This is a genomic window from Brachybacterium sp. YJGR34, from assembly GCF_003347015.1.
In the GTDB taxonomy this organism is placed as follows: Bacteria; Actinomycetota; Actinomycetes; order Actinomycetales; family Dermabacteraceae; genus Brachybacterium.
Window position 1 is genome coordinate 233,120 of the sequence record NZ_PNFB01000004.1, and the last position, 24,443, is coordinate 257,562.

At 71.5% G+C, this 24,443-nt stretch carries 20 protein-coding genes; 18 read left to right on the forward strand and 2 right to left on the reverse strand.

Translation table 11 applies throughout. The features are described 5' to 3' along the window. Window positions 1-7 precede the first annotated feature (7 nt). From CXH06_RS06090 to CXH06_RS06140, 11 genes are all read left to right on the forward strand, one after another. Window positions 8-520 (forward strand): DUF456 domain-containing protein, encoded by a 513-nt coding sequence (locus CXH06_RS06090; RefSeq protein ID WP_114854263.1) that lies wholly within the window; start codon window positions 8-10, stop codon window positions 518-520. Continuing rightward, the gene (locus CXH06_RS06095; RefSeq protein ID WP_114854264.1) at window positions 517-2,607 is read left to right on the forward strand and encodes an ABC transporter ATP-binding protein; all 2,091 of its coding nucleotides are present in this window, start codon (window positions 517-519) and stop codon (window positions 2,605-2,607) included. The genes CXH06_RS06090 and CXH06_RS06095 overlap by 4 nt, the downstream gene beginning before the upstream one ends. Next, window positions 2,604-4,481 (forward strand): ABC transporter ATP-binding protein, encoded by a 1,878-nt coding sequence (locus CXH06_RS06100; RefSeq protein WP_114854265.1) that lies wholly within the window; start codon window positions 2,604-2,606, stop codon window positions 4,479-4,481. The genes CXH06_RS06095 and CXH06_RS06100 overlap by 4 nt, the downstream gene beginning before the upstream one ends. A gap of 45 nt (window positions 4,482-4,526) precedes the next feature. Continuing rightward, window positions 4,527-4,904, forward strand: a complete 378-nt coding sequence (locus CXH06_RS06105) for a nuclear transport factor 2 family protein (RefSeq protein WP_114854266.1) — start codon at window positions 4,527-4,529, stop codon at window positions 4,902-4,904. An 8-nt stretch (window positions 4,905-4,912) separates the two neighbouring features. Next, on the forward strand, window positions 4,913-5,743 hold the full coding sequence (locus CXH06_RS06110; RefSeq protein ID WP_114854267.1) for a class I SAM-dependent methyltransferase: 831 nt from the start codon (window positions 4,913-4,915) through the stop codon (window positions 5,741-5,743). 43 nt (window positions 5,744-5,786) lie between these two features. Next, a complete protein-coding gene (locus CXH06_RS06115) occupies window positions 5,787-6,434 on the forward strand; it encodes a DUF6318 family protein (RefSeq protein WP_232820221.1) in 648 nt (215 codons plus the stop codon). Between the two features lie 123 nt (window positions 6,435-6,557). Continuing rightward, window positions 6,558-8,294: an ABC transporter ATP-binding protein gene (locus tag CXH06_RS06120; RefSeq protein WP_114854269.1), complete on the forward strand. Its 1,737-nt coding sequence runs from the start codon at window positions 6,558-6,560 to the stop codon at window positions 8,292-8,294. Further along, window positions 8,294-10,345: an ABC transporter ATP-binding protein gene (locus CXH06_RS06125; RefSeq protein ID WP_114854270.1), complete on the forward strand. Its 2,052-nt coding sequence runs from the start codon at window positions 8,294-8,296 to the stop codon at window positions 10,343-10,345. Before CXH06_RS06120 ends, CXH06_RS06125 begins: the two co-directional genes overlap by 1 nt. A 109-nt stretch (window positions 10,346-10,454) precedes the next feature. After that, entirely contained in the window at window positions 10,455-11,387 is a 933-nt protein-coding gene (locus tag CXH06_RS06130; protein WP_114854296.1) for an ABC transporter substrate-binding protein, read from the forward strand. After that, window positions 11,384-12,370 (forward strand): amino acid ABC transporter permease, encoded by a 987-nt coding sequence (locus CXH06_RS06135; protein WP_114854271.1) that lies wholly within the window; start codon window positions 11,384-11,386, stop codon window positions 12,368-12,370. Before CXH06_RS06130 ends, CXH06_RS06135 begins: the two co-directional genes overlap by 4 nt. Next, a complete protein-coding gene (locus tag CXH06_RS06140; RefSeq protein ID WP_114854272.1) occupies window positions 12,370-13,155 on the forward strand; it encodes an amino acid ABC transporter ATP-binding protein in 786 nt (261 codons plus the stop codon). Before CXH06_RS06135 ends, CXH06_RS06140 begins: the two co-directional genes overlap by 1 nt. Window positions 13,156-13,170: 15 nt before the next feature. Here the strand turns inward: CXH06_RS06140 and CXH06_RS06145 are convergent, their stop codons facing one another. Then, window positions 13,171-15,462 (reverse strand): HAD-IB family hydrolase, encoded by a 2,292-nt coding sequence (locus tag CXH06_RS06145; RefSeq protein WP_114854273.1) that lies wholly within the window; start codon window positions 15,460-15,462, stop codon window positions 13,171-13,173. A gap of 121 nt (window positions 15,463-15,583) precedes the next feature. Between CXH06_RS06145 and CXH06_RS06150 the strand changes: the two genes are divergently transcribed. From CXH06_RS06150 to CXH06_RS06170, 5 genes are read left to right on the forward strand one after another with little or no spacing between them, the layout of a single operon-like run. Continuing rightward, entirely contained in the window at window positions 15,584-16,360 is a 777-nt protein-coding gene (locus CXH06_RS06150) for an SDR family oxidoreductase (RefSeq protein WP_114854274.1), read from the forward strand. 4 nt (window positions 16,361-16,364) lie between these two features. After that, on the forward strand, window positions 16,365-17,189 hold the full coding sequence (locus tag CXH06_RS06155; protein WP_232820222.1) for a lysophospholipid acyltransferase family protein: 825 nt from the start codon (window positions 16,365-16,367) through the stop codon (window positions 17,187-17,189). Continuing rightward, window positions 17,186-18,901, forward strand: coding sequence for an FAD-binding oxidoreductase (locus CXH06_RS06160; RefSeq protein ID WP_114854276.1), 1,716 nt, complete (start codon window positions 17,186-17,188; stop codon window positions 18,899-18,901). The genes CXH06_RS06155 and CXH06_RS06160 overlap by 4 nt, the downstream gene beginning before the upstream one ends. Window positions 18,902-18,915: 14 nt before the next feature. Further along, complete coding sequence (locus CXH06_RS06165) at window positions 18,916-19,533, forward strand: histidine phosphatase family protein (protein WP_114854277.1); 618 nt, start codon at window positions 18,916-18,918, stop codon at window positions 19,531-19,533. A 34-nt stretch (window positions 19,534-19,567) separates the two neighbouring features. Next, window positions 19,568-19,957 carry a hypothetical protein gene (locus tag CXH06_RS06170; protein ID WP_114854278.1) on the forward strand — a complete coding sequence of 130 codons (390 nt, stop codon included), beginning with the start codon at window positions 19,568-19,570 and terminating at the stop codon, window positions 19,955-19,957. 140 nt (window positions 19,958-20,097) lie between these two features. Here the strand turns inward: CXH06_RS06170 and CXH06_RS06175 are convergent, their stop codons facing one another. After that, complete coding sequence (locus CXH06_RS06175; protein WP_157975633.1) at window positions 20,098-21,681, reverse strand: HNH endonuclease; 1,584 nt, start codon at window positions 21,679-21,681, stop codon at window positions 20,098-20,100. A 740-nt stretch (window positions 21,682-22,421) separates the two neighbouring features. Between CXH06_RS06175 and CXH06_RS06180 the strand changes: the two genes are divergently transcribed. Further along, on the forward strand, window positions 22,422-23,186 hold the full coding sequence (locus CXH06_RS06180; RefSeq protein ID WP_114854279.1) for a ThuA domain-containing protein: 765 nt from the start codon (window positions 22,422-22,424) through the stop codon (window positions 23,184-23,186). Further along, window positions 23,176-24,384, forward strand: a complete 1,209-nt coding sequence (locus tag CXH06_RS06185; protein WP_157975634.1) for a Gfo/Idh/MocA family protein — start codon at window positions 23,176-23,178, stop codon at window positions 24,382-24,384. Before CXH06_RS06180 ends, CXH06_RS06185 begins: the two co-directional genes overlap by 11 nt. Window positions 24,385-24,443 lie beyond the last annotated feature (59 nt).

The following is a 24,443-nucleotide window of genomic DNA, read 5'->3' on the forward strand; positions in this document are numbered from 1 at the left end:
GACGACCGTGGTGGACTCCCTGACCGTCCAGATCGTGGTGACGGTCCTCGCCGGCCTGGCCTACATCGTGGGCCTCACGGGCATCATCGTGCCCGTGCTCCCCGGCACCATCACCATCGTCGCGGCCACCCTCGTCTGGGCGATCGTGGTGGGCGGCTGGCCCGCCTGGGTCGCCTTCGGCCTGGTCCTCGTGTTCGGGGTGATCGGCATGGGCACCAGCTACGTGCTCACCGGCCGCCGCCTCCAGCAGGCCGAGGTCCCCATGTGGCCGATCTACGTCGGCATCGCCGCGGGCATCGTCGGCTTCTTCGTCATCCCGCTGCTGGGCCTGCCGATCGGCTTCCTGCTGGGCCTGTACATCGCCGAGGCGGCGCGCACGAAGGACCTGCGCCAGGGCCTGACCTCCATGAGCGTGGCCCTCAAGGCCCTCGGCATCGGCATCCTCATCGAGTTCTCCCTGGCGATGCTCTCGACCATCACCTTCGCCGTCGCCGTCGTCGTCCACTTCGTCTCCGTATGAGCGCCCACCCCGACCCCACGCGCCCCGCCGACCCCACCCGCCGCACCCCCGCCGTCCTCGTCCCGGGCCTCAAGCGCCTGTTCACGGGCGCCTGGGAGGTCCGTCCCTGGTTCGCCCTCGCGATCCTCGGCGCGATCGCCTTCGCCCTGCTGCAGATCGCGACCTCCTCGATCGTCGGCCGCGTCACCGAGGACGTCGTCGTGCCCTCCTTCGCGAGCGGGGAGATCAGCCCCGCGCTGCTGCTGGGCGGCGGTGCCGCGATCCTCGGCATCGCGGTGGCCCGCGCCGTCTCCGTGATGGCCCGCCGCATCTTCGCCGCCGGCGCCCAGTACGACCTGTTCCGGCTCTACCGCGAGCGCCTCTCCGCGGTCTACGCGAAGGTGCCGCTGCTGTGGCACCGCCGCCAGGCCACCGGCACCCTGCTGTCGGCGATGTACTCCGACGTCGAGGCCGCCTTCTTCGCGATGGCGCCCTTCCCCTTCGCGCTGGCCACCATCGTCATGCTGGTCTACGCGACGATCGTGGTGGCCCGCATCGACCCCGTGATCCTGCTGGTCATGCTCGCGCTGATCCTCCTGCTCATCGCGCTGAACGTGCTGCTGCAGCACTACGCGACGCCGATCGCGATGCGCTCCCAGCAGCTGCGCGCCGAGGTCGCCGAGATCGCCCACGAGTCCTTCGACGGCGCCAACGTCGTGAAGTCCCTGGGCCGCGAGGACATCGAGGAGCGCCGCTTCACCCGCGCCGCCGAGGACCTGCGCCGCACCGGCATCCGCTTCGGCTACGTGCGGGGCTGGTTCGACCCCGCGATCGACGCCCTGCCCAACCTCGGCATCCTCGCCGTCGCGGTGCTCGGCGCCTGGAGGATCGGTGAGGGCCACCTCACCACCGGCCAACTGGTCGAGGTCTCCTACCTGTTCACGCTGATGGCCCTGCCCATCCGCTCCTTCGGCTGGGTGCTGGGCGACCTGTCCCGCACCGTCGTCGGCGGCGGCCGCGTCCAGCAGATCCTCGAGGTCACCGAGGAGCGCACCTATGGACCGGACCCCCTCCCGGACGGCCCCGGCGTGCTGGCCCTCGAGGACGTCACCTTCGTCTACCGCGACGACCCCTCCCAGGTCATCCTGGGCCGCGGCACCCGCGCCGAGGACCTCCACGTGCGCACCAGCCGGTCGCTGACCGACGTCTCGCTGCGCGCGGACCCCGGGGCCGGCACCCGCGTGCTGGCCGTCGTCGGCGCCACCGGCTCCGGCAAGTCCACCCTCGCCCTGCTCGCCGCGGGCCTGATCCACCCCAGCGCCGGCAGCATCAGCCTGGACGGCGCGGACCTGCGCACCCTGACCGCCGAGGCGCTCACCGCGGACGTGGCGCTCGTGCTCCAGCAGGCCTTCGTCTTCGACGCCAGCGTGCGGGAGAACGTCACCCTCGGGGAGGACATCGACGAGGAGACCGTGCGCTGGGCGCTGCGCGTCGCGCAGGCGGAGGCCTTCGTCGACGCCCTGCCCGACGGCCTGGACACCGAGCTGGGGGAGCGGGGCGGCTCGCTCTCCGGCGGGCAGCGCCAGCGCATCGCCCTGGCCCGCGCGCTCGCACGCCGGCCCCGGCTGCTCATCCTGGACGACGCCACCAGCGCCTGCGATCCCAGCGTCGAGCTCGCGATCCTCGACGGCATCCGCACCGAGATGACCCGCTCGACCCTGCTGCTGATCGCCTACCGCAAGTCCACCATCTCCCTCGCGGACCAGGTGGTCTTCCTCGATCACGGGAAGGTCGCCGCCACCGGCACCCACGAGGAGCTGCGCAGCACCGCCGCGGGCTACCGCGCCCTGGTGGACGCCTACGACGAGGCCGCGATCTCCCACAGCCTGCTGGAGGCCTCCGGCCCCCAGCCCAGCGACGGCCCCGACCCGGCCGTGGCGGTGCCCGCCCAGCGCGCCCGCGCCGTCGAGGCGGCGGTGGAGCGCCACGGCGCCGGCCGCCTGCGCCACGAGGAGGAATGGGCCGACGAGGATTGCGAGCAGGAGGTGCCCGCGATCACGGGTGCCACCCCGGCCGTCGGCCAGGACGACGAGGAGGACCGACGATGACCGCCGCCCCCGCCACCTCTTCGTCTCTCGGCACGGAGACCACCACCGACGAGGGCGCCCTCGGGACCATCCGCCGCGGCCTCGCGCTCACCCCCGAGCTGCTGCGCGGGCTGTGGATCACCCTGCTGCTGGCCGTCGTCGCGACCGCCGGCAAGGTGGTGGTGCCGATTGCCGTGCAGTCGATCCTGGACCGTGGCATCATCGCCCCCGAGTCCCCGGACGTCGCCTTCGTCGCCGGGGCCGCCGGGCTGGCCGCGCTGGTGCTGCTGGTCACCGCGGGATGCAACGTGCTCATGAACCGTCGGCTGTTCCGCCTCGCGGAAACCTCGCTGGCGACCCTGCGCACCCGCGCCTTCCGCCACATCCACGACCTCTCCCTGCTCACCCAGGGCACCGAGCAGCGCGGCGCGCTGGTCTCCCGCGTGACCAGCGACGTCGACACCGTCAGCCAGTTCATGAGCTTCGGCGGCATCATGCTGGTGGTGATGAGCCTGCAGGTGGTGCTCGCCACCGGGGTGATGGTGGCCTACTCCTGGCCGCTCGCGCTGGTGGTCTGGATCTGCTACCTCCCGATCCTCATCATCATGGGCTTCCTGCAGAAGCGCATCCGCGCCCGCTACCAGGTGGTGCGCACCAACGTCGGCCGGATGCTGGGCACCGTCTCCGAGTCCCTCGTCGGCGCCGCGACCGTGCGCGCCTACGACATCGAGGACCGCAGCCGCCGCGGGCAGGTGGACCGGGTCCGGGAGGTCCGCTCCGCCCAGTTCTCGGTGCTGAAGCCGCAGTCGCTGTCCTTCCTGCTCTCGGAGACGGCCGACGGCCTGGCCACCGCCGTGGTGGTCGTGGTCGGCGTGCTGCTGGGCACGCAGGCCCTGGGTCTGGACCTGCCCGGCGGCGACCTCACCGCCGGCGCCGTGGTCGCCTTCATCTTCCTCGTCTCGCTGTTCAGCCAGCCGGTCCGGATGGGCATCGAGATGCTCTCCGAGGCGCAGAACGCGGTGGCCGGCTGGCGGCGCGTGCTGGGCGTGCTCGACACCCCGGCCGACGTCGCCGACCCCGCCGGCGGCATGGACCCCCACACCGGCACCCGGCGCGAGCCCGTGCCCGGGGCGACGCCGCTGCCGGACGGGCTGCTCGACATCGAGGTGCGCGGCCTGCGCTTCTCCTATCCGACCGGCCCCGAGGTGCTGCACGGCATCGACGTGGACATCCCCGCCCGCTCCCGCATCGCGATCGTGGGGGAGACGGGCAGCGGGAAGACCACCTTCGCCAAGCTGCTGACCCGCGTCATGGACCCCGCCGGCGGGGAGATCCGCATCGGCTCCGTGCCGCTGCACCTGGTGCCCTACGCCTCGCTGCGCTCGCGCGTGATCATGGTGCCGCAGGAGGGCTTCCTCTTCGACACCTCCGTGGCCGGCAACCTGCTGTACGGGCGGCCGGAGGCGACCGAGGAGGAGATGCGCCGCGCCCTGGACGAGCTGGGCCTGGGCACCTGGGCGGACGAGCTGCCCGAGGGCCTGTCCACCCCCGTCGGCCAGCGCGGCGAGTCCTTCAGCGCGGGGGAGCGGCAGCTGGTGGCCCTGGCCCGCGCCTATCTCGCGGATCCGGACATCATCGTGCTCGACGAGGCCACCAGCGCCGTCGACCCCGCGGCGGACGTCCGCCTCCAGCAGGCCATCGACGGCCTCGCCCGCGGCCGCACCACGATCACCATCGCCCACCGCCTCTCCACCGCGGAGCGGGCGGACGCGATCATGGTGCTGGACGACGGATCCCTGGTCGAGCACGGCACGCACGCTGAGCTGGTGGACCTCGAGGACGGCATCTACGCCGGCCTCCACCGCTCCTGGGTCGCCCACCGCCAGTCCCGCTGAGACAGGGCGCAGACAGGATCCGATCCCCTCTGCCAGGATGTCCGCATGGACACCGCAGCGCTCACCAGTCGGGAGAACCTCGTACGTCGGGAGCACGAGGGCTGGGAGGCTCTCTGCCGCGGCGAGGGCGGCACCTTCTACGGCGAGCTGATGACCGAGGACGCGGTGATGGTCCTGGTCAACGGCATGGTGCTGGACCGGGACGCGGTCGTCGCCTCCCTCGACGGCGCCCCGGCGTGGGACGCCTTCACGCTCCAGGACCCGCGCCGGATCGACCTCGGCCCCGGCGCCGCGGCGCTCGTCTACACGGCCGAGGCCCGTCGCGGCGAGGAGCTCTTCACCGCCCTCATGACCAGCGCCTACCGCGAGATCGACGGTCGTCTCCGCCTCGCGCTGTACCAGCAGACCACCATCACCCACTGAGACCGCTCGTGTCCGATGCCCTGCACCCGCCCGTCCCGCCGATCTCCGGCCGCGACGAGCCCCGTTTCGGCAGCGCGGAGCGCAAGAGCGCCCTCGCCGCCGCCTTCCAGGACCAGGGCGAGGACTACGACCGGCTCCGCCCCGGCTATCCGGAGGCGGTGCTCGACGCGCTGCTCGACTCCGTCCCGGAGGGGGCCGACGGGCGCGCGGCGCGCGCGATCGACCTCGGCGCCGGCACCGGGAAGCTCTCCTGGGCGCTGAGTGAGCGAGGGCTCGAGGTCACCGCGGTGGACACCAGCGCGGAGATGCTCGCCGCGGCGCGCCGGGGCGGTCCCGCGCTGGCCACCCACCTCGCCCCGGCGGAGGCGACCGGCCTGGAGGGCGCCTCGGCCCAGCTGGTCACCGTCGCCCAGGCCTGGCACTGGTTCGACGCCGCGGCCGCCTCCGCGGAGGTCGCGCGCCTGCTGGCCCCGGGCGGGGTGCTGGCGCTGGTGTGGAACATGCTGGACGTGACGATCCCCTGGGTGCACCGCCTCTCGCGGATCATGCACGCCGGCGACATCCACCGCGAGGACTTCCGCCCCACCGTCGGCCCCGAGCTCGCGCCGCTCCGGCGCGGGGTGCACGACTGGGAGGACCCGATGCCCACCCAGGACGTCATCGACCTCGCCCGGACCCGCAGCTACGTCCTCACCGCCACCGAGGAGCGCCGCGAGCGGGTGCTGGCCAACCTCGACTGGTACCTGCACGACCACCTGGGCCACGAGCGCGGCGCCGTGATCGGCCTCCCGTACCGCACCGACTGGTTCCTCTACCGCGCTGCCCCCTCGAGCCCCTGAGCCTCCCCGGGCCCGTGGAGCCGCGTCGTCTACCGTGGTGGGCGTGAAACGTCCCGCCCAGCGCCTCGTGGTGATCGCGCTCGCCCTCCTGCTCGTGGTGCCGATCGGCGCCGTCGGCCTCAGCCAGCTCCTCGGCCCGGACCAGGAGGACCCGGCGGCCGAGAGCTCGGCGCCCGTCGACCAGCGCCCGGAGGTCGACCCGGCCGATCAGCCGCCTCGACCCGAGCTGCCCCGCCCCGAGGAGCCGGCCGGCCTGACGGAGCAGACCGCCGAGGGGGCGGAGGCGACCCTCACCTACCTGCTCGAGTCCTACGCGTACATGATGAGCAGCGGCGACGTCTCGGTGTGGGCGAACTCCGTGGATCCGAACTGCCAGGTCTGCGTGACCTTCCTGGACAACGCCGCGCTCCTGGCCGAGCAGGACGGCTACATGGTGGGCGGTGCCTTCGAGGTCCAGGGCACCTCCTTCACCGGCACCGGCGAACCGCCGGCGACCGGCGAGGTCACCGCGGACTTCGCGCAGCAGGAGAGCACCATCGTCGACGACCCGACCCGGGCGCCCACCCCGGTCGACGCGGTCTCCGGGCAGATCGTCGCCCAGATCGCCTGGGACGGCCAGCGCTGGCGGGTGACCGACATGTCCCTCGGTGCCGCCGAGGGGGCGGGGGCGAGCGACGCGGGCGAGGGCTGACAGAGCCCCGATCGGACCCGGGATCCCCTCCGGAGGTCGGATGCTGACAGCGTGCCAGCAACCCTATGATGTGACGGTCGCCTGTGCGCTGCCTCTCACAGCGACCCCTTCGGAAGGAACGATGTGACGCTGCTGCGACTGGTGCTGGGGAACCTCAGGCCGTACTGGATCTGGGTGCTCCTGGTGGTGGTCCTGCAGATCGCCGGGGTGCTCGCCGCCCTCTACCTGCCCACGCTCAACGCCGACATCATCGACGACGGCGTCGCGAAGGCGGACGTCCCCGTCATCTGGCGGCTGGGCCGGATCATGCTCGTGATCTCGCTGGTGAACATCCTCGCGCTGATCGGCGCGAACTTCTTCGCGGCGCGGTCCGCGATGCGGGTGGGCCAGGACCTGCGCTCGAAGGTCTTCGCCCGGGTGAACTCCTTCTCCCCGCGCGAGCTGGGGCGCTTCGGCACGCCCTCCCTGATCACCCGCTCCACCAATGACGTCCAGCAGGTGCAGATGCTGGTCTTCTTCTCCCTGAACATGCTGGTCCAGGCGCCGGTGACCGGGATCGGCGGGGTGGTGCTGGCGCTGCGGGTGGAGCCGGGGATGGCCTGGCTGATCGCGGTGATGGTCCCGGTCATGCTGATCGCGGTGGGCATGCTCATCGTGCGGGCGGCTCCGCTGTTCAAGCAGATGCAGGGAAAGATCGACGACATCAACGGGGTGCTGCGCGAGCAGATCACGGGCATCCGCGTGCTGCGCGCCTTCGTGCGCGAGGACCGCGAGCGCGAGCGCTACGAGACGGTCAACCACGAGCTGACCGAGCTCAACCGCCGCATCGGCCTGCTGATGATCCTCATCAACCCGATCATCATGTTCATCCTGAACATCTCCAGCGTCGCGGTGCTCGCGGTGGCCGCGCCGCGCATCGATGACGGGCAGATGGAGATCGGCTCGATCACCGCCTTCATCGCCTACCTCATGCAGATCCTCATCGCCGTGATGATGGCGACCTTCATGACCATGATGATCCCGCGCGCGATGGTCTCCGCCGATCGCATCACCGAGGTGCTCGAGACCGAGACCAGCGTGGTCCAGCGCACCGACGGCGTCCGCGCGCTCGAGGGGCCGATCGAGCTGACCTTCGAGGACGTCTCCTTCACCTACCCGGGCGCCGAGCGCCCGGTGCTCGAGGGCATCTCCTTCTCCGCCCGCGCCGGGGAGACGGTCGCGATCATCGGCGGCACCGGTGCCGGCAAGACCACCCTGGTGAACCTGGTCCCGCGCCTGATGGACGCGAGCGAGGGCCGCGTGCTGCTGAACGGGCACGACGTCCGCGACCTCGATGCCCGGGTGCTCTGGGACCGGGTGGGCCTGGTCCCGCAGCGCCCCTTCCTGTTCTCCGGGGACATCGCCTCGAACCTGCGCTTCGGCAACCCCGAGGCCGACGAGCAGCAGCTGTGGCACGCCCTGACCGTCGCCCAGGGCCGTGACTTCGTCGCCTCGATGCCGGAGCAGCTCGACTCGCCGATCGCGCAGGGCGGCACCAACGTCTCGGGCGGACAGCGCCAGCGCCTGTGCATCGCCCGCGCCCTGGTCGCCGAGCCCTCGCTGTTCCTCTTCGACGACTCCTTCAGCGCGCTCGACCTCACCACCGATGCGCGGCTGCGCAGCGCCCTGGCGCCGGAGACGCGTGACGCCCTGGTGCTCATCGTCGCCCAGCGCGTCTCGACCATCACCTCCGCGGACCTGATCCTGGTGATGGACAACGGCCGGATCGTCGACCAGGGCACCCATGCCGAGCTGCTGGAACGCTCGGAGACCTATCAGGAGATCGTCCGCTCGCAGGGCGTCGAGGAGGAGGTGGCCTGATGTCCGAGCAGAAGAAGTCCGCACAGCGTGCCGGCGACGAGGCGGCCGCGGCCGAGGAGATCGCGAGCGAGAAGGCCGCCGAGCGCGGGCTGCGCCCCGGGCAGAGCGCGAAGAACTTCTGGCCCTCGACCAAGCGTCTGGTCCGGGAGATCGGTCCGGAGCGCCGGTACCTGCTGGCCGCGATCCTCATCGGGGCGGTCTCGGTGGCGCTCGGCGTGGTGGGCCCGCGCATCCTGGGCCGCGCCACCGACCTCATCTTCACCGGCCTGATCTCGAAGGAGCTGCCCGCCGGGGCGGAGCCGGAGGAGGTCATCGCACAGCTGCGCGCGGAGGGCGAGGAGCAGTTCGCGGACATGCTCTCGGGCATGACCCTCACCCCCGGCCAGGGCATCGACTTCACCGCGCTGTACCAGACGCTCGCCCTGGCCGTCGGCCTCTTCGCGATCTCCGCCCTGCTCATGTGGCTGCAGGGGGTGGCCCTGAACCGCATCCTGGTGCGGATGGTGTACCGGCTGCGCCGCGACGTGGAGGAGAAGCTGCACCGCCTGCCGCTGAGCTACTTCGACCGCATGAAGCGCGGCGAGATCCTCTCCCGCGTCACCAACGACATCGACAACATCCAGAACACCCTGATGAACACGATCACGGGCCTGGTCAACTCGATCCTCACGGTGATCGGCGTGCTGGTGATGATGGTGCTGATCTCCTGGCAGCTGTCGCTCATCGCGCTCGCCGTGATCCCGGTGGCGCTCGTGCTCACCGGCATCGTCGGCTCCCGCTCCCAGAAGCTCTTCGCCCAGCAGTGGGACGCGACCGGCGTGGTGAACTCCGAGGTGGAGGAGGCGTACACCGGCCACAGCCTGGTCACCGTCTTCGGCCGCCGCGACGAGGTCGCCGCCCGCTACGAGCGGCGCAACCAGGAGCTGTTCCGGGCGTCCTTCGGCGCGCAGTTCGTGTCCTCCCTGATCATGCCGCTGATGATGTTCGTGGGGAACCTGTCCTACGTGGTGGTCGCGATCGTGGGCGGGCTGCGGATCGTCTCCGGTCAGCTCACCCTGGGCGACGTGCAGGCGTTCATCCAGTACTCGCGCCAGTTCACCCAGCCGCTCTCCCAGATCGCCTCGATGGCCACCATGCTGCAGTCCGGGGTGGCGAGCGCGGAACGGGTCTTCGAGCTGCTGGACGCCGAGGAGCAGGAGCTCGAGACCGTCGACCACTCGGCCGCCGCGGGCATCCGCGAGGGCCGGGTCGAGTTCGAGCACGTGCGCTTCTCCTACAAGGCCGACCGCGAGCTGATCCGGGACCTCTCGCTGGTCGCCGATCCCGGGCACACGGTCGCGATCGTGGGCCCCACCGGCGCCGGCAAGACCACGCTGGTGAACCTCGTGATGCGCTTCTACGAGGTGGACGGCGGCCGGATCACCATCGACGGGATCGACATCCGCGACCTCACCCGCGCCCAGCTGCGCGAGCGCACCGGGATGGTCCTCCAGGACACCTGGCTGTTCAAGGGCAGCCTGATGGAGAACATCCGCTACGGCCGCCTGGACGCGAGCGACGAGGAGGTGATCGAGGCCGCCCGTGCCACCCATGTCGACGACTTCGCTCGCCAGCTGCCGGACGGCTACGACACCGTCGTGGACGATGACGAGACCTCCCTCAGCGCCGGCGAGAAGCAGCTGGTCACCATCGCGCGCGCCTTCCTCGCCCGGCCCAGCCTGCTGATCCTCGACGAGGCGACCTCGAGCGTGGACACCCGCACCGAGGTGCTGGTGCAGAACGCGATGAACCGCCTGCGCGAGGGCCGCACCTCCTTCGTCATCGCCCACCGTCTCTCGACGATCCGCGACGCGGACCTCATCCTCGTCATGGAGAGCGGGGACATCGTCGAGCAGGGCGATCACGACCAGCTGCTCGCGGTCGGCGGCGCCTACGCGCGGCTGTACCGCTCGCAGTTCGAGGGCGCCGCGGTGGACATCGACGCGGAGGAGGAGAAGGCGGGGCACACCGAGGAGGTCCCGACGACCACCGGCGGGATGATGCCGGGATGACCGCGGGACGACTCCCGGGTTCGCATGGCAGGATTCGATACGGCCTCCGCCCGCGAGGCCTCCGACACGTCGATTTGATGCCATGCAGACCCCTGACTATCGTGCGCCGGTGACTTCGCCCCGTCCCCGTCGGCGCACCCTGCTGCGCGCCGCCCCGCTGGCCCTGGCCACGGCGGCGCTCACCCCTGCGCTGGCCTCCTGCACCCGCGCCTCCGAGCGTCTGGACGCCGAGTCGAACGCGGTGCCCGAGGTGGACCTCAGCGGCATCGAGGAGGTGCCCGAGATCGCCGCCCTGGTGCCGGAGGAGACCCGCGCCCGCGGCGAGCTGGTCAACGGCGCCGCCCTGAACTACGCGCCGGGGGAGTTCGTGGGCTCCAGCGGCGAGGCGGTCGGCTACGACATCGACATCCTCGCGGCGATCGGCCGGGTGCTGGGGCTGGACACCCGCACGGAGGCGGCCGTCTTCGCGCAGATCATCCCCGCCGTCGGCTCCACCTACGACATCGGGATGTCGAGCTTCACCGTCAACGAGGAGCGGCTCGAGGCGGTCACGATGATCTCCTACTTCCAGGCGGGCATCTCCTACGCGGTCAAGGCCGGCAACCCCTACGGCATCGACCCGGCGGACCTCTGCGGCCGGCGGGTCGCCCTCCAGGTGGGCACCTACCAGGAGGAGCTCTCCGCCGAGCGCTCCCAGGAGTGCCGCGACGGCGGGGACCGCGCCTACGACGTGCTCGCCTACACCTCGAACTCCGACGCCGCCACCAACGTCGCCGGCGGCAAGGGGGACATCCTCATGGCCGACTCCCCGGTGACCAACTACGCCATCGCCCGCTCCCGCGGGACGCTCGAGGCGATCGGCGAGATCGAGGAGTCCGCCCTGAACGGCATCGTCGTCGCCAAGGACCAGCCCGAGCTGGCCGAGGCGATCCGCGCAGCCGTCCAGCACCTCATCGACTCCGGCCACATGGAGCGCATCCTCGCTGCATGGGGCAATGAATCCGGCATGATCCCGACCGCGGAAGTGAACCCCCAGCCGTGAGCACCACCCCGACCCCGACCCCGCCCGTCGGCGCCCCCGCCGCCGGCGAGGACTTCGTGCCGATCCGCGCCCGGGCGGCCCCGCGGCCGGGCACCTGGATCTCCGCGGTGATCGTCGCGCTGCTGGCCCTGGCCCTGGTCAACTTCCTCATCACGAACCCGGTCTTCGAGTGGGACACGGTCGCGACCTACCTGCTGGACGTCAAGGTCGTCCAGGGCGTCGGCTGGACGCTGCTGCTGACCGTGATGTCGATGCTGCTGGGCACGATCGTGGCCCTCACCGCGGCCGTCATGCGCCGCAGCGACAACCCCGTACTGCGCGGCGTGAGCTGGGTCTACATCTTCGTCTTCCGCGGCATCCCGGTGTACACGCAGCTGGTGTTCTGGGGTCTGTTCACGGTGATCGTCCCCAAGATCGTCATCGGCGTGCCCTTCGGTCCCGAGCTGTGGAGCTTCTCCACCCGCGACCTGGTCACCGCCTTCTGGGCGGCGGTGATCGGCCTGGGCCTCAACGAGGGCGCCTATCTCGCCGAGATCATCCGCTCGGGCCTGAACTCGGTGGACCGGGGGCAGAGCGAGGCCGCCAAGGCGCTGGGCATGGGCAACGGCAAGATCCTGCGCCGCATCATCGTCCCGCAGGCCATGCGCGTGATCGTGCCGCCGCTGGGCAACGAGACCATCGGGATGCTCAAGACCACCTCGCTGGTGCTCGCGGTGCCGTTCACGCTGGACCTCACCTTCGCGACCAACGGCATCGCCAACAAGCTGTTCACCCCGATCCCGCTGCTGATCGTCGCGGCCCTGTGGTACCTCGCGATCACCAGCGTGCTGATGGTGGGCCAGCACTACCTCGAGAAGTACTTCGGGCGCGGCTTCGACGACCGCACCCCCGGGCCGCGCCGCGGCGGCGGGCACGGCCGCCAGGCCGCGGTGAACTCCTCGGCCACGACCCCGAAGAACCCCCTCCCGGAGGTGGAGCTGTGATGAGCACTGACGAGTCCCCCGTGGTGATCCGCGTCGAGGACGTGCACAAGGTCTTCGGCGACCTGCACGTCCTGACCGGCTGCGATCTCACCGTCCGCTCCGGCGAGGTGGCGGTGCTGGTGGGTCCCTCGGGCTCCGGCAAGTCGACCCTGCTGCGCTGCATCAACCAGCTCGAGGAGCCGACGGCGGGGCGGGTGCTGATCGAGGACGTCGTCCAGGGCTACGCGCCGGACCCGCTGCCCGACGGCCGCTGGCAGAAGCTCTCCGCCGCTCAGATCGCCGCGCAGCGCTCCCGCATCGGCATGGTCTTCCAGCGCTTCCACCTCTTCCCGCACCTCACGGCGCTCGGCAACGTCATGGAGGCGCCGGTGCAGGTGCGCGGCCTGCCCAAGGCGGCGGCGGAGACGAAGGCCCGCGCCCTCCTGGAGCGGGTGGGTCTGGCCGATCGCGCGGACCACTACCCCTCGGAGCTCTCCGGCGGTCAGCAGCAGCGGGTCGCGATCGCCCGCGCGCTCGCGATGGATCCCGAGCTCATGCTCTTCGACGAGCCCACCAGCGCCCTGGACCCCGAGCTGGTCTCCGAGGTCCTGGCGGTGCTCAAGGACCTCGCGGCCGACGGCATGACGATGGTCGTGGTCACCCACGAGATGGGCTTCGCCCGCGAGGTCGCGGACCAGGTGGTGTTCATGGACGAGGGGCGCATCCTCGAGCAGGGCGCCCCCGAGCAGGTCATCGACAACCCGCGCTCGGAGCGCCTGCAGGGATTCCTCGCCTCGGTGCTCTGAGCGCGGGCATCCCGCTCACCACTCCAGGATCTGCCAGCGCTTCTTCTTCGCCACGGCGTACAGCCCGAGGTCCGGCGCGATCGCCGTCGGGGTGCCCACGAGGGACAGCCAGGCGGCGTCCGCATGGGAGTCGCCGTAGCCGTAGGAGTCCGCGAGCCGGGCGCCGTGCTGGTCGGCGTACTTGCGCAGCCAGTTCGCACGTGCCTCGTCGACCAGCGGGGGAGTGGCGAGGTAGCCGGTCATGACCCCGGCGGCGTCCTCGTCCATGTGGGTCGCGATGACCTCGTCGAAGAGGTCCGCGAGGGGCTCGACCAGCACGTCCAGCGCCCCGGTGACGAGCACGGTGCGGTGCCCGGCGGCGCGGTGGCGCTCGATGGTCTCGAGGGCCTCGGGGCGGATCGAGGCGCGGATGCGGCGCCCGGCCTCGCCCTGCATGAGGGTGCGCAGCTCCTGGGCGCGGTAGCCCTTGTAGCGGCGGTTGACCAGGCGGATCAGCTCGGAGCGGTCGCGCTTCTCGGCGCGCAGGTAGCCGGGGACCGCGGCGAGCAGGCCGCCGATCTCCGCGGGCCAGGTGCGCCGGGGCGTCGTCGCGCGGACCACGGCGAAGTACTGCTGGACGATGTTCGTGGCCAGCACCGTGCCGTCGAGGTCGAAGACCGCGAGCGCGGTCTCGGAGGTCTTGAGCGCCGGGGCAGGGCGGTCGGCGCGCTTGCGCTGCGCGGACTTCGCCCGGGAGTAGGCCTTGGTGAGGTCGGTGACGGCCGGCAGGTGCTGGTTCTGGAAGTAGTCCTTCCAGTCGATCTCGGTGACGTCGAAGTCGTGCTCGGCCAGGAAGTCCGCCGGTAGCTCCTCGCGCATCGCGCGGGTGTTCGCGTCGTCGAAGACCATCTCGGTCTTCGTGTACTGCCGGTACAGCTCGATGTACTTGCGCAGCATGGTCAGGCCCGAGGTGGCCTTGTGCAGCTCGGAGGTCCAGCTGCGGGTGCGGCGGGTGGCCGGCAGGTAGGCGACCGCGGCGGAGCCCACCTTGGCGGCGATCTCCTTGCCGCGGAAGCGCTGCTCGACCATCTCCACGGCGGGGAAGGACCACTCGGGGACCGTGATCGGCCGGCCCTTGTCGTCCTCCAGGGGGTGCTCGACGAAGTACTCGCGCACCGCGGTGACCATCTCGTGGAAGGGCAGCGGGTTCGAGGCCCCGGAGACCACCTGGTAGTAGGCCTCGTCGCCGCGACGGGAGACGTCCTGGGTCGCGAGCGCCACGATCACGTTGACGACGTGGTCCACGGGGATGACGTCGAGGATCGAATCGGCCAGGCCCGGGAACTCCGGCAGGGCGCCGCGGGCGTAGGCCATGATCAGGGGGTCGGCGACCTTGTAGCCGTCGATCCAGCCCGGGAACGGCTTGTGCATCGCGGACTCGATGATCGAGGGGCGCACGAAGGAGACGCGGTGGCCATTGCCGGCCCACATCTCCTCGGCGACCTGCTCGGCCATCGCCTTGGTGAAGGTGTAGATGTCGGTCCAGCCCACGGACTGGGCGCGGGTGCGGCCGAAGTCGACGAGGCGCTCGTCGACCCAGGCGCGGCGCGCCTCCTCGGAGGCGGAGGCCACTGCCTTGGGGCCCATGCGGCCGTCGCGCAGGCGCGCGGCTCGGATCTGGGAGCGCAGGGTCTCGGGCCGGCGGGACTCCGCCTCGACCCGGGCACGGGCGCCGAGCGCGGCCTCGTACTCGGCGCGCCAGTCGACGTCGGACTGCAGCGAGCCCTCCTGCCGCAGCCCCTTGGAGATCCCGCCGACGTACGCGGTGGAGACGTGGATGACGTGCGGGTCCTGGCCGGAGGCCAGCAGCGCCTCGTACAGATTGCGGGCCCCGCCGACGTTGGTGTGGAAGGCCTCGTCGATCGGGGGGTCGAAGGAGACCGAGGAGGCGGAGTGGATGACCACGTCCAGCGGCTCGGTGATCTCCGGCATGTCCGTGAGGTCGCCCTCGAGGACCGTGACGCGGTCGGTGAGGATCTGCTGCAGGGCCGCCCGGCCGTCGGTGCCCTCGGGCCCCGCGGCGGCGATGAGCTCCGCCCAGGAGGCGAAGACGGGCTTGCGCAGCAGCTGCTCGAGACGCTTGCGGCCGTTCACCGAGCCCTTGGGGCGGACCACGGCCGTGACGTGCACGTCCTCGGTGGTCTCCAGCAGTGAGCGCAGCACCGCCTGGCCGAGGAACCCGGTCACCCCGGTCAGGAGGATCCGGCGGCCCCCGCGGGTGGTGCCGCCGGCGGCGGACGGAGCGGCAGGGACAGTGCTGTGCGACATGGGATCCTCTGTGGACGGGGCTTCTCGGCGGTGCCCGGGCTGCGCGCGACACGCCTGGAGGGCTCGTCACCAGGGGTCTTCTCAGCGCTGGTCAGGGACTCGCTAGTGTATCGTAGCCGCCATGCACAGGGCCCTGATCACCGGTGGCACCGCAGGCATCGGGGCCGCCTTCGCCAGAGCGTTCGCCGCGCGAGGGTCCTCCCTCGTCCTGGTCGCGCGCGACGCCGCACGTCTCGACGAGTCCGCGGCGCAGCTCCGCCGCGAGTACGGCGTCGAGGTCGAGACGCTCGTCGCCGACCTCGTCGACCGCGATGCCCAGCAGCGGGTGGCCGACCGCCTCGAGGACGACGACGACCCCGTCGACGTCCTCGTCAACAACGCCGGATTCTCCGTCCGGGCGAGCCTCCTGGACGAGGACCTCACCCCGCACGACCTCGGTTTCGAGGTGATGATCCGGGCGGTCCTGAAGCTGGGCGGCGCGGCCGGCCGCGGCATGGCGCGGCGCGGCGGCGGCTGGATCATCAACGTCGGCTCCGTCAGCGCCCTGGTCACGCAGAACAACTACTCCGCCATCAAGGCCTGGGTGGGCAACTACTCCGAGTCCCTCGGCGTGCAGCTCTCCGGCACCGGGGTGAAGGTCACCGCCCTGATGCCGGGCTGGGTGCGCACGGAGTTTCATTCCCGGGCCGGGATCAAGGGCTCCTCGATCCCGGGCGTGCTGTGGCTGGACGCGGACCGCCTCGTGGAGGACTGCCTGCGGGACGTCGCCCGCGGGAAGCCGGTCTCGATCCCCTCGAAGCGCTGGAAGCTCATCGCCGCCGTGCTGCGGACCACTCCGCGCGGCCTCGTCGCCCGGCTCAGCGCGGTGCTCAGCCACCGCCGCAATCGAGAGAAGTGATCGCTTGACCCCGAAGGATCCCGCCGCGAGCTCCTCGAGCTCGGACAGCGATGCGCGGAGCGGACCCCAGCGACTGCTGAAGTCGCTCTCGGCGCGCTCGCGCGCCGAGGGCTGGGAGAAGCCGGAGGGGGAGCTGGCGAAGTACCGCTCCCGCTGGCGCGCGAACGTCCGCTTCGTCCTGCAGCGGGTGGTGTTCCGCGCGGTGGTGAACTCGGCGGTGACCCCGATGGTGGACACGCATCGCCGGGTGAAGAGCATCCGGGGGCCGTTCGTGCTGGTCGCGAACCACACCAGTCATGTCGACGGGCCGCTGCTGGCGATGAGCCTGCCCTGGGCGCAGGGCCGGTACCTGTGCACCGGCACGGCCGCGGACTACTGGTTCGACCACTGGTACCGCCGGATCTTCGTGCGCCTGATGCTCAACGCCTTCCCGATCGACCGCGGGGGCAGTCGCAAGTACTCGGGCACCTCCCGGCGCCTGCTGCGCTCCGGCGTGCCGATCCTGGTCTTCCCCGAGGGCGGGCGGCAGCAGACCGGGCGGATGGCCTACTTCAAGCCCGGTGCCGCGGCGCTCGCGATCGGCGTCGGCGTCCCCGTCGTGCCGGCCGCGATCGTCGGCGGCTACGAGGCGATGCCCAAGGGCCGCAACTGGCCCATCAAGGGCCGCCCCCCGGTGCTGGTCGTGTTCGGCGAGCCGATGGTCTCCCGCGAGGAGGAGTCCGCCGTCGCGTTCACCGAACGGATCCAGGCCCGCGTGAAAGACCTGTACGACGAGCACCACGACGAGGTCCTGGGCGGCGCCGCCCGGGACGAGGAGGATTCCGCATGAGCTCTTCCGCGAGCAGCCTGAGCGCCGATGAGGTGAAGCGCCACAAGTGGTGGGGCTGGGGCCTGGACGACGTCACCTTCAACTGGCGCAACAAGCCGGGCTTCGCCCCGCTGGCCCAGGAGAAGATCGGCCTGGACCTGCACACCATGCCGGATCCGATCGAGCCGGAGCTGAGCGCGTACGAGGCGCCCGCCTCCCGTCTCACCGCCGCGCAGCGCGAGGCGCTGGTGACGATCGTCGGCGAGGAGAACCTGCGCGACGACGACGAGTTCCGCGTGGTGCACTCCTTCGGCCGCTCCCTGCCGGACCTGTTCCGCGTGCGCCACGGCGACTTCGCGCGGCTGGTCGACGCGGTGGTCTACCCGGCCGACGAGGAGGAGATCCAGGCGGTGCTCCGCCTCGTGCTCGAGCACGACCTGGTGCTGATCCCCTACGGCGGCGGATCCTGCATCTCCGGCTCGCTGACGCCGGATGCCACCGAGCAGCGCCCGATCCTCACCTTGAACCTGGGCCGGCTGGACCGGGTGCTCGAGATCGACGACACCGCGGGCCTGGCCCGTGTGCAGGCCGGGGTCTACGGCCCCGCCCTCGAGGAGCAGCTCAACGCCCTGGGCTGGACCATGGGGCACTTCCCGGACTCCTTCACCTACTCGACCGTCGGCGGCTGGGCGGCCACGCGCTCCTCGGGCATGCAGTCGGACAAGTACGGGGACATCGAGCAGATCGTGCGGGGGCTGCGGATGGTCCACCCCGACGGGGTGGCGCACACCAAGGCGATCCCCGGCCGCGACGCGGGACCCAGCGTCCACGAGATGATCCTGGGCAGCGAAGGCCGGCTGGGCATCATCACCGAATGCACCGTGCAGGTGCACCGCCAGGCGCCGGTGCGCCAGGTCATCGCGTACATGTACCCGGACTGGGAGAGCGGGATCCGCGGCATGCACGCGATCTCCCGCTCCGATGTGGAGCCCACCTTCACCCGCCTGTCCGACGGCCCGGAGACCCGCTTCAGCCTGGCCCTGGTCAAGGAGCCCACCTCCCGCAAGGGCCGGGTCATGAGCAAGGTGCAGGACGGGCTGTTCGCCTACCTGCGCTCCAAGGGCTGGGACACCGAGGAGGAGATGTGCATCTCCTACGTGTGCTTCGAGGGGTCGAAGGAGCGCGTCGAGCGGGAGAAGGCGGTCGTGAAGAAGATCGTCGCCCGCAACGGCGGCGTCACCCTCGGCGCGGGACCGGGCGCGGTCTACGACCAGAAGAAGTTCGACACCCCGTACCTGCGCGACTTCCTGCTGAACTACCAGGTGTTCGGCGACGTCTGCGAGACCGGCGCGAGCTGGTCGAACCTCAACGAGGTGCACGCGAAGGTGTACGACGCCTACTACGCGGTCCGCGAGGCGGCGAACGGTCCGGGCTTCATGTTCTGCCACATGTCGCACAGCTACCACGGCGGCGCCTGCCTGTACTTCACCTTCGCCTTCCCGTACACGAGCGACGAGACCGCGCTGCAGGAGTACTACGACGCGAAGAACGCGGTCCAGCAGACCTTCGTGGATCTGGGCTCCGGGGTCTCGCACCACCACGGTGTGGGCGTCGAGCACCGGCCCTGGATGGAGCAGGATCTCGGCGAGGTGGGTGCGCGCATGATCCGTGGGCTGTTCGCGGACAACGACCCGGGGCAGAACCTCAATCCCGGCAAGGTCCTCGGCCCCTGAGCGAGGAGCGAGCGGTGGGCGATCTGTGGGTGCTGCGGCACGGTGAGTCGACGGCCAACGTCGAGGGGCTCATCGTCTCGACGCCGGGGCCGCGCGCGTTCACCGAGGTGGGCCTGACGCCGCGGGGGCGTGAGCAGGCCCGCCGGAGCGCGCGCGAGGCCCGGGAGCAGGGGCTCGGCCCCGGGACCGTGGTGGTCACGAGCGACTACGCGCGGGCGCGGGAGACCGCCGAGGAGTTCGCTCGCGGGATCGGGGCCGCGGCACCGCGCGTGGATCCCCGGCTACGGGAGCGCAGCTTCGGTGCGCACGACGAGGGACCGGCCGACGCCTACGAGCAGGTGTGGGCCGTGGACCGGGCGCGCGGCGAGCATCGGGACCGGGTCGAGCCGGTGCGGCAGGTCGCCGAGCGCGTGCTCGAGGTGCTGCGTGAGGCCGACGGGACCATCGGCGACGCCGCGGACGCGGACGTGGCAGGCGCGGCACCGGTCGTGCTCGTGGCCCACGGCGACGTGCTGCAGATCGCGCTCGCCCTCGGGGCCGACCGGGATCCTCACGATCACCGCGAGGTGCCCCACCTCGCCAATGCGGAATTCCGCCGGCTCGGTCCCGGTCGCGGCGCGGCCCGGGTTTGAGGGCGGAGCCGGTGGCGAGCGGCGAGGCACGATCGTGACCGGCGCGGAGCCGCACGCGGTGGTGTTCACTCTCCGCGGCGAGGCGGCGACGGCGCGGCTCGCGGTGGGGGAGTTCTTCGAGGATCGCGGCTGGCGCGTTCGCGAGCGGGGCGAGGGGCGCGTCGACTTCGAGAGCGGCAGCCGACGGCGCACGATCCTGCTGGGGGCGCCCGCCGGCCGGCGGTTCCTCCTTACGGCGCAGATCTCCCTGCGCGAGCTCGGCGACCGCACCGAGGTGCGGTATCGCTGGGGCGAGTCGGCCGGACAGGAGCTCGGGGGGAGGCTCGGTCGCACCCGTGCGCGACGAGCCCACCGGGAGACGGCGGCCGCTCTCGAACAGGTGCTCCACGACGACGGCATGCTGCTCAGCACGCGCTGGACCTGACGGGGTCGTTCTGCTGGAGGGTGGTGACGAGCGCGAGGAGCGTCGCCCGGCCGTCGTATCGCGATGCCCGTCGCCTGGTCCGGGGTGTGCGGCCGGCGGGGCAGGGTGCTGCCTCGGTGCGGGGCCATGCCCCGGGGTGGTCAGGGTGGGTCGTTGCCGGGGGAGTCGTGGTGGCGGGTGGCGCGGGAGCGTCGGGATCGGTTCGTGAACAGGGGTGGGGTGGTGGAGGTGCCTCGGGCGCCGTGGGGGCTGGTCCAACGCCAGCCCGTCGGCGTGGAGGTGCTGGGCGGCGGCGTCTCGTCACTGTTGGTGGTCGCCTCAGCCGGCGTCGTACCGGCCCCGGTGCTGGTGAGGGGTGCGAGGGTCCACAGGCCGTGTTCTTTGAGGTAGTTGCAGCGGGCACACAGTCCCTGGCCGTTGGCGTAGCTGGTGGTCCCGCCGGCGTGGACGGGGGTGGCGTGGTCGGTGTGGCGGATCCTGGCGTTGCACCACGGTGTCCGGCAGGTCTCGTCCCGCCACCGGATCATCCGTGCCAGTCCGGTGGTGAAGGCGCGGGCGCGGGATTCCATCGCGACCAGCTGCCCACTGGACGGGCAGGTGTACAGGCGGCGGAACACCGCGGAGACCTCCCGATCCGGATGAGCCTCCCCACGACGAGGGAGGTGGCCGGGCGGGCGCCCCAGCAGGCTGTCGGTGACGATGTGGGCGGGCAGCGCTCCGTAGCCCTCGAGTTTCGCGCTCTGGCCGTCGTCGCGGTCGAGGAGGGCGGTATCGGTGATGACGATCCCGACATCCAGGCCCGGCCCGGGACTGTGTTGATCGTCCGTGCCGGTCAGGACTGCGTCGACGAGGGCGTCAGCCTCCAACGCGGGCACGGAGTCTTTCGCTCCCGCAGCCCGGGCCGCTTCGGCGCGGGTGTGGAGGGTCTTCATCATGGCGGTGGCCTCGATCGCGCGCAGCACCGCCGACACCCGCGCCATCCCATCCGCCAGCGGCGTCATCGTCACATGCCGGGCGCGGGCGGCACGCTCGGCGCGGGCGCGGGAGGTGTCAGGCTCGAGCTGCTGGATCAGCTGCTGGATGTCCGAGCGCAGGCGTCCGCGGCTCTTGCCGTGCAGCGCCTCGGGGTGCTCGCCGATCATCCGGTCGATCTCCCCGCACGTCTCCGGCGACGCGTGGTCCAACGACCGGGCCACGGTCTGGGCCTGCAGGGTCGTGACGGCCCCGGTCTGGAGGGCGTCGAGCAGCTCCGGCATCGAGCGGACCATCCGCCGCGCCGCGGCCAGGGAGAACGACGACGCCGCCGGAGAGATACGACGGGCCAGGGCGATCTCCTGCGCCGCCCCCTTCCCCCGCGACCGCGCCGGGACGCCAGCCTCGCGGTCGGTGTGGTGGATCCGCTGCTGGGTCGCGACCTGCCAGCGGGCATCCAAAGCACTCAACGCGGCGCTGAGGTGGTCGATCCCCGCCACCACCGCCAGCCCCTCCGCGGGACTGTCCGGCGCGGTATCCGGCAACGGGTCACGCACGGAGCTGGTGGTCGTGAACGCCGTGGCCACCGCTGCCGTCACCTCCGCCAGCAGCAGCCGCGCCGAATCGCTGGCCTCCACCCCCGCCAGACGCTCCGCGACCGCGGTGAGAGCGTCCTGCGGCGCGCCACCACCAGGGCGGGGCGTGCCCCCGTCACCGGTGCGGCGGCTGTGCGCAGAACGGAACTCATCCATACCCACCACCCTACGAACAACCCCGACAATCGAACAGACAGACGAGCATTCTGTGGATAACCATGAGGTGTGGAGGAACCATCACCGCAGAGTTCGCCGATCCCGCAACGGAGCTCCGCATGCGCCTATCGGGCCAGCCGCTGGCGGTGGTGGCCAAGTCGCTCGTGAGCAGGGGTGACGAGGGGGCTCAGAGCGAGCGCCGCCTGCCGACCGCGACTGCGGAGGTCGGCATCGCGTGCCCCGGGACGAGCTCGCCGACCCGCTTCCCATGACGTCGGGCGCGGCTCCTGCGCATTCCCGGTGATTCGCGTGATCGCGACTGCGGAATGCCGTCACGCCGACGCCGGGACGGATGTCGGGACATGTTGACCGGCGTTGCGCCCGCGGACGCAGCGCACTGCAAGCGCGGTGGTCAGCGCGTCGATGCGGACGGGCCGGAGTCGAGCTGGCGGGGTGCCGTCGCGCCGGCCCCGGAGAGAGGAGTGGCTCCCTCGCCATTGAAGGAGCCTGTCGATGACCATAGCCGGGTTCCCGTGAGAAGCAGGTCACATCCCGGTCACGGTTCGTCGTGTCGTGCGTCGGGTCCGTCGGCGGCCGGGACCCGTCCGGCACCCGGAGTCGACGCGCCGCGTCAGCGGCGCGAGAGGGTGCCGGCCGCCCCTACGATGGACGCACCGTCCGCAGGGGCGGTGCTCTGAACGACCAACGACGAACGATCAGCGACAGGACGAAGAATCGCAATGACACTGCGCATCGCCGTTTTCGGCGAGAACCGGCACGAGAAGGTCGACCCCAAGGTCCAGGAGGTCTACCCGGAGGGGATGCACACCGTGATCGCCGAGGGGCTGCGCGAGCTCCTCGCGGCCGACGGCGTGGACGCGGAGGTGAGGATCGCCCTGCTCGACGACATCGAGGAGTCCCTCTCCGAGGAGGCCCTGGCCCGGACCGACGTCCTCACCTGGTGGGGCCACATGGCCCACGGGGACGTCCCCGACGAGGTGGCCGAGCGCGTCGTGCGCCGCGTCCACGAGGGCATGGGCCTGGTGCCGCTGCACTCCGCCCACTACTCCAAGCCCTTCAAGGCCCTCATGGGCACCACCTGCAACCTGCTGTGGCGCAACGAGGGCGAGGAGGAGCGGGTGTGGACCGTCAACGGCTCGCACCCCATCGCCCGCGGCGTCCCGCACCCGATCGTCATCCCCGCCCAGGAGATGTACGGCGAGATGTTCGACATCCCGGCGCCCGACGAGCTCGTGTTCGTCTCCTCCTTCGCGGGTGGGGAGGTGTTCCGCTCCGGGGCCGCGTTCCGCCGCGGCAAGGGCAAGGTCTTCTACTTCAGCCCCGGCGACCAGGAGTACCCCGTCTACCGGCAGGGCGAGATCCAGCGCGTGCTCGCCAATGCAGTGGTCTGGGCGCGTCCCGAGGAGCGCGAGATCGCGCCCGTGAAGATCGCCAACGCCCCGCGCGACTGGTACCGCGGAGACGAGGTGTCCCGTGTCATCTGATCTGCACGTCGCAGCCAGCAGCACCTCGGAGGCCGTCGCCGATCCGAACGCCGCCCTCGCGAACTCCGCCGGACAGGCGCCGCTGCGCGCCGTCGTGGTGGGCGCCGGCGGCATGGGGCGATGGTGGGCGCGCGTGATCGCCTCGAGCCCGGTCACCGAGCTGGTGGGTGTCGCCGACCTCGTCGAGGGGATGCCCGCGGAGTCCATCGCGCAGTCCGGTGTCGAGGATCCGAGCGCGGTCGCCATCGGCACCGACGGCGTGGACCTCGCCCTCGAGGTCGGCGCCGACATCCTCATCAACCCCACGGTGCCCGTCGCCCACCACCCGGTGACGGTCAAGGCCCTGCACGCCGGGATCCCGGTGCTGGGGGAGAAGCCCGTCACCGAGACGCTGCCCGAGGCGCTGAGCCTCATGGCCCACGCGGAGCTGACCGGGGTGCCGTTCATGGTCTCCCAGTCCCGCCGCTTCTTCCCGCAGGTGCGGGAGCTGCGTCGCTTCGTCGCGGAGCACGGGCCGACGGTGCTCACCAGCGCCTTCTTCTCGCTGTTCCACGAGCACACGGGCTTCCGTGCGGAGCAGCAGCACCCGCTGCTGCGCGACATGGGCATCCACGCCTTCGACACCGCGCGGTACATCACCGGCACCGATCCGGTCGCCGTCACCGCGCACGGCGCCAACCCCGCCTGGAGCGTGTACGCCGGCGACGCGACGGTCACCTGCACCTTCGAGATGACCGGCGGCTCCCTGTTCGTCTACAACGGCACCTGGAACCCGCGCGGTCTGCCGACGTACTGGAACAGCGAATGGCGCATCGGCGCGGAGCACGGCTCGGCGACCTGGGACGGCACCGGCGTGCCGGTGCTGGGCACCGAGGACGAGGATCGCACCCGGGATCTGCAGCGCGCGATCGAGCAGGCCCTGGACACGCCGGAGCCCGACCAGATCGACGCCTCCATCATCGAGTTCGTGACCTCGCTGCGCGAGGGCCGCACGCCCATGTGCGAGGTGCACGAGAACATCCTCAGCTTCGCCATGGTCGAGGCGGCCGTGGCCTCGATCGACCGCGGCTCCCGCGTCGTGATCGACGAGCTGCTCGAAGAGGCGCGCGGCCAGGCGATCGCCGCGGAGACCGACGCGGACGCCCGCGAGATCCTGCAGGGCTGGGGGTCGGTCCGCGAGGCCATCGAGCGCCGCTGAGTCCGGCTCGGCGGCATCGGGCCGCCGACGGGATCATCGCGCCGCGTGGACCACGGTCC

Coding starts and splice junctions, on each gene's coding strand:
- CXH06_RS06105 (WP_114854266.1), top strand. CDS start 4,527: ATGGACACCGCAGCGCTCACCAGTCGGGAGAACCTCGTACGTCGGGAG.
- CXH06_RS06160 (WP_114854276.1), top strand. CDS start 17,186: ATGAGCTCTTCCGCGAGCAGCCTGAGCGCCGATGAGGTGAAGCGCCAC.
- CXH06_RS06140 (WP_114854272.1), top strand. CDS start 12,370: ATGAGCACTGACGAGTCCCCCGTGGTGATCCGCGTCGAGGACGTGCAC.
- CXH06_RS06175 (WP_157975633.1), bottom strand. CDS start 21,681: ATGGATGAGTTCCGTTCTGCGCACAGCCGCCGCACCGGTGACGGGGGC.
- CXH06_RS06180 (WP_114854279.1), top strand. CDS start 22,422: ATGACACTGCGCATCGCCGTTTTCGGCGAGAACCGGCACGAGAAGGTC.
- CXH06_RS06095 (WP_114854264.1), top strand. CDS start 517: ATGAGCGCCCACCCCGACCCCACGCGCCCCGCCGACCCCACCCGCCGC.
- CXH06_RS06125 (WP_114854270.1), top strand. CDS start 8,294: ATGTCCGAGCAGAAGAAGTCCGCACAGCGTGCCGGCGACGAGGCGGCC.
- CXH06_RS06150 (WP_114854274.1), top strand. CDS start 15,584: ATGCACAGGGCCCTGATCACCGGTGGCACCGCAGGCATCGGGGCCGCC.
- CXH06_RS06100 (WP_114854265.1), top strand. CDS start 2,604: ATGACCGCCGCCCCCGCCACCTCTTCGTCTCTCGGCACGGAGACCACC.
- CXH06_RS06145 (WP_114854273.1), bottom strand. CDS start 15,462: ATGTCGCACAGCACTGTCCCTGCCGCTCCGTCCGCCGCCGGCGGCACC.